This is a genomic window from Pseudomonas lactucae (assembly GCF_036688725.1).
In the GTDB taxonomy this organism is placed as follows: domain Bacteria; phylum Pseudomonadota; class Gammaproteobacteria; order Pseudomonadales; family Pseudomonadaceae; genus Aquipseudomonas; species Aquipseudomonas lactucae.
In genome coordinates, this window is sequence record NZ_JAQQPT010000001.1 from 40765 (window position 1) to 54200 (window position 13436).

General features: G+C 61.8%; 10 protein-coding genes and 1 pseudogene. All 11 read left to right on the plus strand.

What is annotated here, in order from left to right; translation table 11 throughout:
- Positions 1-85: 85 nt before the first annotated feature.
- The 11 genes and pseudogenes from V6M90_RS00190 (at position 86) to purD (ending at position 13430) form a co-directional block, all read left to right on the plus strand.
- Positions 86-1756 carry a response regulator gene (locus tag V6M90_RS00190; protein ID WP_003171484.1) on the plus strand — a complete coding sequence of 557 codons (1671 nt, stop codon included), beginning with the start codon at positions 86-88 and terminating at the stop codon, positions 1754-1756.
- A gap of 1499 nt (positions 1757-3255) precedes the next feature.
- Positions 3256-3771: pseudogene (locus V6M90_RS30025) on the plus strand (methyl-accepting chemotaxis protein); the annotation flags it as partial.
- Between the two features lie 206 nt (positions 3772-3977).
- Positions 3978-4433, plus strand: a complete 456-nt coding sequence (gene aroQ / locus V6M90_RS00200; RefSeq protein ID WP_003171482.1) for a type II 3-dehydroquinate dehydratase — start codon at positions 3978-3980, stop codon at positions 4431-4433.
- Positions 4434-4457: 24 nt separating this feature from the next.
- Positions 4458-4922 carry an acetyl-CoA carboxylase biotin carboxyl carrier protein gene (gene accB / locus V6M90_RS00205; RefSeq protein ID WP_141063000.1) on the plus strand — a complete coding sequence of 155 codons (465 nt, stop codon included), beginning with the start codon at positions 4458-4460 and terminating at the stop codon, positions 4920-4922.
- 17 nt (positions 4923-4939) lie between these two features.
- Positions 4940-6301 (plus strand): acetyl-CoA carboxylase biotin carboxylase subunit, encoded by a 1362-nt coding sequence (gene accC / locus V6M90_RS00210; protein ID WP_003171480.1) that lies wholly within the window; start codon positions 4940-4942, stop codon positions 6299-6301.
- Positions 6302-6581: 280 nt separating this feature from the next.
- Positions 6582-7460: a 50S ribosomal protein L11 methyltransferase gene (gene prmA, locus V6M90_RS00215; protein WP_332845924.1), complete on the plus strand. Its 879-nt coding sequence runs from the start codon at positions 6582-6584 to the stop codon at positions 7458-7460.
- Between the two features lie 30 nt (positions 7461-7490).
- The gene (locus V6M90_RS00220) at positions 7491-8747 is read left to right on the plus strand and encodes a DUF3426 domain-containing protein (protein ID WP_003171478.1); all 1257 of its coding nucleotides are present in this window, start codon (positions 7491-7493) and stop codon (positions 8745-8747) included.
- Positions 8748-8932: 185 nt separating this feature from the next.
- Positions 8933-9946, plus strand: coding sequence for a tRNA dihydrouridine synthase DusB (gene dusB, locus V6M90_RS00225; RefSeq protein ID WP_141063002.1), 1014 nt, complete (start codon positions 8933-8935; stop codon positions 9944-9946).
- A complete protein-coding gene (gene fis, locus V6M90_RS00230) occupies positions 9943-10263 on the plus strand; it encodes a DNA-binding transcriptional regulator Fis (protein WP_002555375.1) in 321 nt (106 codons plus the stop codon). Before dusB ends, fis begins: the two co-directional genes overlap by 4 nt.
- A gap of 81 nt (positions 10264-10344) precedes the next feature.
- The gene (purH, locus tag V6M90_RS00235; RefSeq protein WP_141063003.1) at positions 10345-11952 is read left to right on the plus strand and encodes a bifunctional phosphoribosylaminoimidazolecarboxamide formyltransferase/IMP cyclohydrolase; all 1608 of its coding nucleotides are present in this window, start codon (positions 10345-10347) and stop codon (positions 11950-11952) included.
- Between the two features lie 185 nt (positions 11953-12137).
- Positions 12138-13430, plus strand: a complete 1293-nt coding sequence (purD, locus tag V6M90_RS00240; protein WP_003171470.1) for a phosphoribosylamine--glycine ligase — start codon at positions 12138-12140, stop codon at positions 13428-13430.
- The last annotated feature ends 6 nt before the right edge of the window (positions 13431-13436 follow it).

The window sequence follows — 13436 nt, forward strand, 5'->3', positions numbered from 1 at the left end:
GTATGACACTCATACGATCGAAAAGAGGTGCTAGCATAGAGCCATCAGTTCGACCTCTGCATGCACCCTCACTAGTAGTCAGGATATGACCGAGCCAGAAGACCCCAGCCGCGAGCGCCTCAAGCAGCATTTTGCCCAGCGGGTAATTCATCAGGCACGTCAAATTCTTGAGATCTGGCAGCGCCTGCAACGCAGCGAATGGTCGAACACCGACCTTTGCGAACTCAGCGAAGCCAATCTGCGCCTGCTGCGCTTTGCCGAGCGTTTCGAACAACCCGAGCACGGCCAGCTGGCGCGCCATATCGGTGAATCGCTCAAGGCCGTGGACGAAAATCGCGGGCGCCTGAGCAGCCAACTGATCACCGAACTCAACCGCTTGATGCAGCGCCTGTCCCGTACCGGCCTGCGTCAGGGCGACCAGCTGGAACAAACCTTCCTGCCGCCGATGCGCAAGCCGATCTACGTGATGCTGGCCGATCACGACCGCGCCGAGCGCCTGGCCAAGCAACTGGAATTCTTTGGCATGAGCGCCCAGTCGCTGGACAGCGTGGCGGCGTTTCGCGCGTCGATGGCCGAGCGCCTGCCCTCGGTGATTGTGATGGATGTGGACTTCTGCGGTGCGGGCCTGGGCCTCAAGCTTGCCGCCGAAGCCCAGGAAGGCCTGGAACACAAGCTGCCGCTGCTGTTTTTCAGCCTGCATGAAACCGACACCCCGACCCGCCTGGCCGCCGTGCGCGCGGGCGGCCAGGAGTTCCTTACTGGCACATTGGAAGCCTCCAGCCTGCTGGAAAAGATCGAGGTGCTGACCTGCGTCGCCCAGTACGAACCCTATAAAGTATTGATCATCGACGACTCGCGGGCCCAGGCGCTGCACACCGAGCGGCTGCTCAACAGCGCCGGCATCGTCACCCGCACCCTGATCGAGCCGATCCAGGCCATGGCCGAGCTGGCGGATTTCCAGCCCGACCTGATCATCCTCGACATGTATATGCCGGCGTGTACCGGTACCGAGTTGGCCAAAGTGATTCGGCACAATGATCGCTATGTGAGCGTGCCGATCATCTATCTGTCGGCCGAAGATGACCTGGATAAACAACTGGACGCCATGAGTGAGGGCGGCGACGACTTCCTCACCAAGCCCATCAAGCCGCGCCATCTGATCACCACCGTGCGCAACCGCGCGGCCCGCGCCCGCCATCTCAAGGCGCGCATGGTGCGCGACAGCCTGACCGGGTTGTACAACCACACCCATATCCTGCAACTGCTCGAAGACTGCAGCTTCCGCGCACGCCGCGAGAACAAGCCGCTGAGCTTTGCCATGCTCGATATCGATCACTTCAAGCGCGTCAATGACAGCCACGGCCACCCCATGGGCGACCGCGTGATCAAGAGCCTGGCGCTGTTCCTCAAGCAGCGGCTGCGCAAGACCGACTACATCGGGCGCTACGGCGGCGAAGAATTCGCCATCGTGATGCCCGACACCGACTTGGAGTCGGCCTGCAAGGTGCTGGATGAGATTCGTGGGCGCTTCGCCGAAATTCATTACCCGGCCCAGCCCCAGGATTTGTGGTGCACCTTCAGCGCCGGGCTGGTGGAGCTGTGCGATGACTCCGATAGCTTGATGATGGCCGCTCAGGCGGACGAAGCGCTGTACCGCGCCAAGGGCGCAGGACGCAATCGCGTACAAGCCGCACGCACATCAAGGCAGAGTGCCACCTTTTCACCAGAATCCACTGACTCCGTCATAACGCTGTAATGGAAACGCAATAACTTCAGGCACTTATCTTTTGCTGTCGGTTGAAACCACGCATGCGCCTGAAGCTGCTGACCAATCTCAATACCCTTCTGCTGGTGGCCGTGTGCCTGGCACTCGGGGCGACGCTGTGGTGGTCGCAACGCGCGCTGGAACGCCCGTATTTGTTGATGGAGCGCTACCTGGGGCTGTCGCAGAGTTTCCAGAACCAGGCCGCGCGCAATATCGACGACTACCTGGCCAGCGGCGACGCCCTGCGCTTGAGCGGCGCCAGCCAAAGCCTGGAAAGCCTGCTGCAGCACCTGGATGAATTGCCCGCCGAGCTGACGCAAAACCTGCGCCCCAGCCTGGTGGACCTGGACGCCTTCAGCAAAACCGACCTGCTCGCCGCCGGCAAGTTGGCCGGCGACCCGCAAGCCCTGTTGGTGCAAGCCGAACGTGAACTGAGCGCGAACCTGGAGCAATTGAGCCAATACGCCATGGGCGTGAACACCCCCGAAGCAGCGCGTTATCTGCCGCCGTTGTTGGCCGCGTCCCAGCATCTGGGCAAGCTGTCCCTGGCCCGCGACAAACTGGTGAGCAGCGGACGCGCGGAACTGGCCGCCGACGTGGAGCGCGAAGTCGGCAGTATCCGCAGCCAGGCTGACCTGCTGGAGCAACTGCCTTTGCTCGGCGTCAAAGCCAGTACCGAATCCAGCACCGACGATTTTTCCGCCCTGATGGGCCTGGAAAACAGCGAAAAAGCCGAAACCCAGGACACCGGCGTCGATCTCAAGCGCGAACTCAACAGCTTGCTGACCCGCTACCCCGCCGAACTCAAGCGTACTCGCGAGCAGATCCAAAAACGCGCCGACCTGGCCGCCGCCACCCATCTGAAAATCAATGCGGTGCAACAGGCCATCGCCGCTCTTGAGCCGGTGGTGCGTGCACAACACGCCATTATTCAGGGCGAAGTGCGCCTGATGCAGGGCGTGATGATCGGCCTGATCCTGTTGATTGCGCTGTTGATCGACACCTTGCAACGGCGCCTGGCGCGCGTGCTGACCAACCTGGCGCCGGCCTTGTCGACCTGGGGTGAAGGCAACTTCAGCCAGCCGATCGCCCTGGGCAAGACCAACCGCGAACTGCACGACATCGAAGCCTCCCTCAACCGCTTGCGTGCCTATCTGGTGGATCTGGTGGGCACCATTCGCGGCAACGCCCAGGAAGTGGCCGGCAGCAGTCGCGCCCTCGCTGAACTGAGCAGTGGCTTGCACGACGGCGCCGAGCGCCAGGCCGGGGATACCGCGCAGATTCGCGACTCCCTGGGCGAACTGGAAGCCACCATCCAGCAAGTGGCCGGCGATGCCAGCCAGGCCGCCGGTGCCAGCCGCAGCGCGGGCCAGGCCGTGGAACAAGGCCAACGGGTGATCGGCTTGAGCCTTACCGGCCTGCATGCACTGGTGGGCGAAGTGCAGCAAAACGCACAGATGATCGAGAAACTCGCCGCCGAGTCCGCCACCATCGGCGGCGTGCTCACGGTGATTCGCTCGATTGCCGACCAGACCAACCTGCTGGCACTCAATGCGGCGATTGAAGCCGCGCGCGCCGGTGAAGCGGGACGCGGCTTTGCCGTGGTCGCCGACGAAGTACGCACACTGGCCCAACGCACCGCTGGCGCCACCGCCGAAATCCAGGGGTTGATCACGGGTTTGCAAACCGCTGCCCACCAATCGGTGGAAGGCATGCGCGCCCAGGTCGAACACGCCGAGGCCACCGCCCAGCAAGCCCAGGCGGCGGACGGCGCGCTGGACGAAATTGTCGGGGCCATCCAGACGATTTCCGACACGGCGGTGCGAATTGCCGACGTGACCGCGCAGCAGAGCGGCGCCGTGAGCGAAATTCGCGACAACAGCGAACGGATTCACCAGCTGGGTGAAGATAATTTGCTGCGCATCGGCGAGGGGCGCCGCCAGGGCGAGCACCTGTTGGTGCTGGGTGGGCAGCTCAATACGGCCGTGCAGGCCTTCCGCGTCTGACCTGCCTCATGAAGATCCAAAATCATATTTGATCTACAGGGGATTGAAGGGCGTATTACCCATGACCGGATCCCGCCCCCTAGTCACAAATTTCGCGCAATCCTCGCTAATCGTGCGGCCTACTGCATAGAACTGGACAGTCACAAAGGCTTTGCGGCATAGTCGCCGGGTTCTGCCGTACTCCCATCAATAACAAGGAACAGCCGATGGCGACCTTACTGGTTCTTCACGGACCCAACCTGAACCTGCTCGGCACCCGTGAACCGGGCGTCTACGGGGCAGTGACCCTGGATCAGATCAACCTCGATCTGGAACGACGGGCGCGTGAAGCCGGCCACCATCTGCTCTATCTGCAAAGTAACGCCGAGTACGAATTGATTGATCGCATCCATGCCGCGCGCGGCGAAGGCGTGGACTTTATCCTGATCAATCCCGCCGCTTTTACGCACACAAGCGTTGCATTACGTGACGCGCTGCTGGCGGTGAGCATCCCATTCATCGAAGTGCATTTATCGAACGTGCACAAACGCGAACCTTTCCGCCATCACTCTTACTTCTCCGACGTAGCGGTAGGAGTGATCTGCGGCCTTGGCGCCAGCGGTTACCGACTGGCCCTGGAGGCCGCCCTGGAACAGCTTGAAGAACAGGCTAAACGCCCCTGACCGACCCTTGGGAGTTGATGATTCATGGATATCCGTAAAGTTAAGAAATTGATCGAACTGCTGGAAGAATCCGGTATCGACGAGCTGGAAATCAAGGAAGGCGAAGAGTCCGTACGGATCAGCCGCCACAGCAAGACCCCGGCCCAACAGTTCTACGCACCGCAGATGCAAGCACCGGCTCCAGCCCCTGCCGCGCCTGCCGCCGCCGCTCCAGCTGCCGCAGCGCCTGCCGCTCCAGCAGCGCCTGCGCTGAACGGCTTCGTGGTCAAGTCGCCAATGGTCGGTACCTTCTACCGCACCCCGGCGCCGGGCTCGCCCGCCTTCGTTGAAGTCGGCAAGGCCGTGAAAGTGGGCGACACCATCTGCATCGTTGAAGCGATGAAGATGATGAACCACATCACCGCTGAAAAAGCCGGCACCATCGAATCCATCCTGGTAGAAAACGGTCAGCCGGTTGAGTACGACCAGCCGCTGTTCACCATCGTTTGAACCGCGGAGCGCCATCGATGTTGAAACCTGCGAAGAAACTGCAAAAAGTCCTGATCGCCAACCGCGGCGAGATCGCGCTGCGGATCCTGCGCGCCTGTAAGGAAGAGGGCATCAAGACCGTCGCTGTTTACTCGACGGCCGATACCGAATTGATGCACGTGAAACTGGCGGACGAGAGCATCTGCATCGGCCCGCCACTGGCCTCGAACTCGTACCTGAACATCCCGAACATCATCGCCGCGGCAGAAGTGACCGGCGCCGATGGCATCCACCCAGGCTACGGCTTCCTCGCGGAAAACGCCGATTTCGCCGAACAGGTGGAAAAATCCGGGTTCGCCTTCATCGGCCCGAAAGCCGAGACCATTCGCCTGATGGGCGACAAGGTGTCGGCCAAGGACGCCATGATCGCGGCCGGCGTGCCAACCGTTCCAGGTTCCGACGGCCCACTGCCTGAAGACGAGGAAACCGCCCTGCGCATCGGTCGCGAAGTCGGTTACCCGGTGATCATCAAGGCCGCCGGCGGCGGTGGTGGTCGTGGCATGCGTGTGGTGCACAAGGAAGAAGACCTGATCGAAGCCGCCAAGCAGACCCGTGCGGAAGCCGGCGCCTGGTTCGGCAACCCGATGGTCTACCTGGAAAAATACCTGACCAACCCACGCCACGTGGAAGTGCAGGTACTGTCCGACGGCCAGGGCCATGCCATCCATCTGGGCGACCGTGATTGCTCGCTGCAACGCCGTCACCAGAAGGTGTTGGAAGAAGCGCCGGCACCGGGCCTGGACGAAACCGCTCGCCAGGAAGTCCTCGCTCGCTGCGTCAAGGCGTGCATCGACATCAGCTACCGTGGCGCCGGTACCTTCGAGTTCCTCTACGAGAACGGTCGTTTCTACTTCATCGAGATGAACACTCGTGTGCAGGTAGAGCATCCGGTTTCGGAGATGGTCACCGGTATCGACATCGTCAAGGAGATGCTCAGCATCGCCGCCGGCAACGTGCTGTCCTTCACCCAGGACGACGTGAAGATTCACGGCCACTCCCTGGAGTGCCGGATCAACGCCGAAGACCCGAAAACCTTTATGCCGAGCCCAGGCCTGGTCAAGCATTTCCATGCCCCGGGCGGCAACGGCGTTCGCGTCGATTCGCACCTGTACAGCGGCTATAAGGTACCGTCCAACTACGACTCGCTGATCGGCAAGCTGATCACCTGGGGCGCCACTCGCGACGAGGCCATGGCCCGCATGCGCAACGCCCTGGACGAAATCGTGGTCGACGGCATCAAGACCAACGTCCCGCTGCATAGGGACCTGGTTCGTGATGAAGGCTTCTGCGAAGGTGGTGTGAACATTCACTACCTGGAACACAAGCTGGCCAATCAGTAAGTGCTCCACCCAACAAAGCCGCCTTCGGGCGGTTTTGTTGTTTGTGGGTAGCGTTTTTTATGAATGTATAAGGTCCAAATGTGGGAGGGGGCTTGCTCCCTATAGCGGTGTGTCAGACAGCAGATGTATTGACCGACACCCAGCAATCGGGAGCAAGCCCCCTCCCACATTTGACGGGCGTGCAGTCAGCAGTGTCGTCTTCTGCCGTTCGCTCGCGTAAACTTGCGCCCTTTCGCAGCCCCTCCCCGCTGCAGACTCATTCTTTTCAAAGGTGCCCGCCATGCCTTGGCTGCAAGTCCGTCTCGCCATCAGCCCAGAACAAGCCGAAACCTACGAAGACGCGTTCCTCGAAGTGGGCGCTGTTTCAGTGACCTTCATGGACGCTGAAGACCAGCCGATTTTCGAACCCGAACTCAATACCACCCCGCTGTGGTCCCACACCCACCTGCTGGCCCTGTTCGAAGACGGCACCGACGCCGCCGCCGTGCTGGCCCATATGGAGTTGCTCACCGGCGGCCCGCTGCCCGAGCATCACAGCGAAGTGATCGAAGACCAGGACTGGGAACGCAGCTGGATGGACAATTTCCAACCGATGCGTTTCGGCCAGCGCCTGTGGATCGTGCCGAGCTGGCACACTGCTCCCGAGCCAAACGCAGTCAACCTGCTGCTCGACCCGGGCCTGGCGTTCGGCACCGGCACCCACCCCACCACCGCACTGTGCCTGGAATGGCTGGACGGCCAGGACCTGACCGACAGCCACGTGCTGGATTTCGGCTGCGGCTCGGGGATCCTGGCGATTGCTGCGCTGTTGTTGGGCGCCAAGGAAGCCGTGGGCACCGATATCGACGTGCAGGCGCTGGAAGCCTCCCGCGACAACGCCGGGCGCAACCACATCCCCGAAGGAAAATTCCCACTCTACCTGCCTGAGGACCTGCCCCAGGTACAGGCTGATGTGCTGGTGGCCAATATCCTCGCCGGGCCGCTGGTCTCCCTGGCGCCGCAGTTGTCGAGCCTGGTCAAGCCGGGCGGCCGTCTGGCGCTGTCGGGCATTCTCGCCGAGCAAGGTGAAGAGGTTGCCGCCGCCTATGCCAGGGATTTCGAGCTGGACCCGATCGCCAACCGCGATGGCTGGGTACGCATCAGCGGTCGTCGGCGCTAGAATGAGCGCTTGCCTGAATCGGATGGCCGCATGACCGACAGTTTCGTCACCCAGTGCCCGCATTGCCAAGCCCGTTTCCGCGTCAACCATGCCCAGTTGAGCGTGGCCCGCGGCGTGGTGCGTTGCGGCTCGTGCCTGCAAGTGTTCAATGCCGCTCGCCAGTTGCTGGAGCAGCGCGCCCACGCGCCCGCACCCGAGCAGCCGGCGGCGGCTGAACCTGCGCCCGAGACGGCGCCCCAGGCACAGCGGGCGATCAGCCAGAAACAGTGGACTGCCGAAGAACTGGACCTGGACAACCTGGACCTGGACGTAGAACTTGCCAAGCTGGAGCGCCGCGAGATCCAGCATACGCAGCCGGCCGGCACAGAGCGTCGCCAAGCGGGTTCCGACCGTCGACAGAAGGAAGATGCCCTCAGCGCCAGCCGCGATACGGTCAAGGCCGAAGAGGAAAAATGGGCCGCCAGCCTGTTCAGCGAACCGCCTGAAGAACGCACCCACGTAGTCGAAGACGAGCCGGAACCGACCAAGGCCCCTGCGACACGGCAGCGCACCGAACCGTCCATGTCGCTTCACGTCGACGATATCGACGATATCGACGACGAACCGCCGATGCGGGCAACCCTTGGCGATGAACCCGTCGACCCGCCCGTCACCCCCGTGGCGGTAGACGCGGACGACACGGAGCCCGAAGAACACCCCCAGCAGCGCCGCAAGCGATTGCGCGCGCCTGCCAGCGAACACGACGACCTGCTGCAGGACCTGGAAGACGATCCGCTGCACCTTTACGCGCAAAAGCGCCCGTCGAGCTGGGGTCGCCGCCTGATCTGGCTATTACTGGTACTGATCGCCGCCGCCGGCCTGGCAGGTCAGTATATTGCCTATCAATTCGACGACCTGGCTCGCCAGGACGCCTATCGCCCGTGGTTCCAGCAACTGTGCCCCACGCTGGGCTGCACCGTGCCATCGCGGGTCGATATCGCCCACATAAAGAGCAGTAACCTGGTGGTGCGCAGCCACCCGGAGTTTGCCGGGGCGCTGGTGGTGGACGCGATCATCTATAACCGCGCGACGTTCTCCCAGCCCTTCCCGTTGCTGGAGCTGCGTTTTGCCGACATCAACGGCGGGCTGATCGCCAGTCGTCGCTTCAAGCCGGCCGAATACCTCAGCGGCGAGCTGGCCGGAGTCAGCGAAATGCCATCACAAACGCCGATCCATATTTCCCTGGACATCCTCGACCCAGGCAATAAAGCCGTGAATTACAGCCTGACCTTCCACTCGCCCGAGTGAATCGGCTTATGTACAAGGGTTTGGCGGCAGATTGTTGACTGCGCGCGGCACAACCAAACCAGCGGCGATAAAGAAATAACTGTTCAGATTTTATCCAATTCAGCCTTTATCCAGTCATCGAGAGCGGGTATCATGCCAACCCTTTTTCGAACTCTAATGATCCGGCCCCACAACAGGGAAGTCCTATGTCGGCGGTACGCATCGGCCCATACACATTGCAGAACGGCTTGATTCTCGCCCCGATGGCGGGCGTCACCGACCAGCCCTTTCGTCAGCTGTGCAAACGTTTGGGCGCGGGTCTTGTAGTCTCGGAAATGGTCACCAGCGACATGAGCTTGTGGAACACCCGCAAGTCGCGGATGCGCATGATCCACGAAGGTGATCCCGAGCCCCGCTCGGTACAGATCGCCGGCGGTGATGCGCAAATGCTGGCGGATGCGGCCCGGGCCAATGTGGAGCTGGGCGCGCAGATCATCGACATCAACATGGGCTGCCCGGCCAAGAAGGTCTGCAACAAGGCCGCCGGTTCCGCCCTGTTGAAGGATGAGCAATTGGTTGCCGAGATCCTGCAGGCCGTTGTCGCCGCAGTGGATGTGCCGGTCACCCTGAAGATTCGTACCGGCTGGGACCGGGACAACAAGAACGGCCTGACGGTGGCGAAGATCGCCGAACAGGCAGGCATTACAGCGCTGGCAGTGCATGGCCGCACTCGCGCCGATCTGTACACAGGTGAAGCCGAATACGACACCATTGCCGCCATCAAGCAGGCCGTGTCGATGCCGGTATTTGCCAATGGCGACATCGATTCAGCTGAAAAAGCCCGGCGCGTGCTGCACGCCACCGGTGCCGATGGCCTGTTGATCGGCCGGGCCGCTCAAGGGCGACCGTGGATTTTTCGTGAGATCGAGCACTTTCTGCGTACCGGTGAAACCCTGCCGGCACCGGAGCTGTTCGAGGTGGAACGTATTCTGCTTGAGCATCTGGCTGCCCTTCACACTTTCTATGGGGATGTGATGGGCGTGCGCATTGCTCGCAAGCATGTGGGTTGGTATCTCGCAACCCTGCCGGGCGCCAGGGAGTTTCGCGCCGGGTTCAATCGTTTGGATGAAACGCAAGCACAGGTCGCCGCCGTTCGTGAGTTCTTTGCCGAACGAGACAAGAGCCTGAGAGCAGGGGACGGACAAGGGGTGGCCGCATGACGATGATGACCGAGACTTTAGTGAGTGGAACAACACCCGTGAGCGACAACGTCAATTTGAAACAGCACCTGAACACGCCGAGCGAAGAAGGCCAGACCCTTCGCGGGAGTGTCGAGAAGGCGCTGCACAATTATTTCGCCCACCTTGAGGGCGCTTCCGTCACGGACGTGTACAACCTGGTGCTCTCCGAAGTCGAGGCGCCCCTGCTCGAAAGCGTGATGAACTACGTCAAGGGCAACCAGACCAAAGCCAGTGAGCTGCTGGGCCTCAACCGTGGCACGTTGCGCAAAAAGCTCAAGCAATACGATTTGCTGTAAGCATTCAATCAAACCAGAAAGGCGCCCGCGTAAAACCGGTCGCCTTTTTTGCTGACTCCTTTGCTTTTGATGGAAATTGAAATGACCGACCAGACTACCCGCCTGCCGATCCGCCGCGCCTTGATCAGCGTTTCCGACAAGACCGGCATCCTCGAATTTGCCCGGGAGCTGGAAGCCCTGGGTGTGGAAATCCTCTCCACGGGCGGGACCTTCAAACTGCTGCGGGACAATGGCGTGGCCGCAGTAGAAGTCGCGGACTACACCGGTTTCGCAGAAATGATGGACGGTCGGGTCAAGACCCTGCACCCGAAAATCCACGGCGGCATCCTCGGTCGTCGCGGTATCGACGACGCCATCATGAACGAGCACGGCATCAAGCCGATCGACCTGGTGGCCGTCAACCTGTACCCGTTCGAAGCCACCATCAACAAGCCAGGCTGTGACCTGCCGACCGCCATCGAAAACATCGATATCGGCGGCCCGACCATGGTTCGCTCGGCAGCCAAGAACCACAAAGACGTGGCCATCGTGGTCAACGCCAGCGACTACACCCAAGTGCTCGAAAGCCTGAAAGCCGGCGGCCTGACCTACGCCCAGCGCTTCGACCTGATGCTCAAGGCGTTCGAACACACTGCCGCCTACGACGGCATGATCGCCAACTACATGGGCACCGTGAACCAGGCCGCCGAAACCCTGAGCACGGAAGGCCGCAGCCAGTTCCCGCGCACTTTCAACAGCCAGTTCGTCAAGGCCCAGGAAATGCGCTACGGCGAGAACCCGCACCAGAGCGCGGCGTTCTATGTGGAGGCAAAACCGGCCGAAGTCGGCATCGCCACGGCGACCCAACTGCAAGGCAAGGAACTGTCCTACAACAACGTAGCCGACACCGACGCCGCACTGGAATGCGTGAAGAGCTTCGTCAAGCCGGCCTGCGTGATCGTCAAGCACGCCAACCCGTGCGGCGTGGCCGTGAGCCCGGACGCTGAAGGCGGCATTCGCCAGGCCTACGAACTGGCCTACGCCACCGATACCGAATCGGCCTTCGGCGGCATCATTGCCTTCAACCGTGAGCTGGATGCCGAAACCGCCAAGGCCATCGTCGACCGTCAATTCGTTGAAGTGATCATCGCACCGAGCGTGAGTGAAGAAGCCCGCGCCATCGTTGCCGCAAAAGCCAACGTGCGTCTGCTGGCCTGCGGCGAATGGTCGGCTGACCGCGCCGCTGCCTGGGACTACAAACGCGTCAATGGCGGCTTGCTGGTACAGAGCCGCGACATCGGCATGATCGGCAGTGAAGACCTGAAAGTCGTGACCCGGCGCGCTCCGACCGAGCAAGAGATCCACGACCTGATCTTCGCCTGGAAAGTGGCCAAATACGTTAAATCCAACGCCATCGTCTACGCCAAGAACCGCCAGACCATCGGTGTCGGCGCCGGCCAGATGAGCCGCGTGAATTCGGCGCGTATCGCCGCGATCAAGGCTGAGCACGCCGGTTTGCAGGTGGCGGGTTCGGTGATGGCGTCCGACGCCTTCTTCCCGTTCCGTGATGGCCTGGACAACGCCGCCAAGGCCGGTGTGACTGCCGTGATCCAACCGGGCGGCTCGATGCGCGATGCTGAAGTGATTGCTGCTGCTGATGAAGCCGGCATCGCCATGGTCTTCACCGGCATGCGCCATTTCCGCCACTGATCCGACGCAATAGAAATGTGGGACCCGGTTTTTGTGGCGAGGGAGCTTGCTCCCGCTGGGGTGCGAAGCGCCCCCAAAAGCTGGCGACCGCTACGCGGTCGAACGGGAGCAAGCTCCCTCGCCACAGCAAGCCCCCTCCCACATAAAGCGCCCTAGCAGCGCCTACAGAATTTGAGGTTTTTGAAATGAATGTTTTGATTATTGGCAGCGGTGGCCGTGAACACGCCCTGGCCTGGAAAGTTGCCCAGGACCCGCGCGTCCAAAAAGTTTTCGTCGCCCCCGGCAACGCTGGTACCGCGATTGAAGCCAAGTGCGAAAACGTCGCCATCGACGTATTGGCTCTGGAGCAGCTTGCGGATTTTGCCGAGAAAAACGTTTCCCTGACCATCGTCGGTCCGGAAGTGCCGTTGGTAGCCGGCGTCGTGGACCTGTTCCGCAGCCGCGGCCTGGACTGCTTCGGCCCAACCGCCGGTGCCGCGCAGCTGGAAGGCTCCAAAGCATTCACCAAGGACTTCCTGGCACGCCACAAGATCCCGACCGCCGACTACCAGAACTTCACCGAGATCGAGCCGGCCCTGGCTTACCTGCGTGAAAAAGGTGCGCCGATCGTGATCAAGGCCGATGGCCTGGCCGCCGGTAAAGGCGTGATCGTCGCGATGACCTTGCAGGAAGCCGAAGACGCCGTGCGCGACATGCTCGCCGGCAATGCCTTTGGCGATGCCGGTTCGCGCGTGGTGATCGAGGAGTTCCTCGACGGCGAAGAAGCCAGCTTTATCGTGATGGTCGACGGCAAGAACGTCCTGCCGATGGCCACCAGCCAGGACCACAAGCGCGTCGGCAACGGCGACAGCGGCCCGAACACCGGCGGCATGGGCGCCTACTCCCCTGCCCCGGTGGTCACCAGCGAAGTGCATCAACGCGTAATGGACCTGGTGATCTGGCCAACCGTGCGCGGCATGGCCGATGAAGGCAATGTGTACACCGGTTTCCTCTATGCCGGCCTGATGATCGACAAGGCCGGTAACCCGAAGGTCATCGAGTTCAACTGCCGCTTCGGCGACCCGGAAACCCAACCGGTGATGCTGCGCCTGCAATCGAGCCTGGTGCTGCTGGTGGAAGCCGCCCTGGCCCAGGCCCTGGACAAAGTCGAAGCGCAGTGGGACCCGCGTCCGAGCGTTGGCATCGTGCTGGCGGCCGGCGGTTACCCTGCCGACTACGCCAAGGGCGATGTGATTGAAGGCCTGGATGCGGCGGCGTCGCTGGAAGGCAAAGTGTTCCATGCGGGCACCGCGCTCAAGGATGGTAAGGTCGTGACCGCCGGTGGCCGTGTGCTGTGCGCCACCGCCATGGGCGCCAGTGTCGACGCTGCGCAACAACAGGCGTACGCACTGGCCGCGAAAATCGATTGGAAAGGCTGCTTCTATCGCACCGACATCGGCTACCGCGCCATTGCCCGCGAACGTGGCGAGAACCAGTAACCTGCT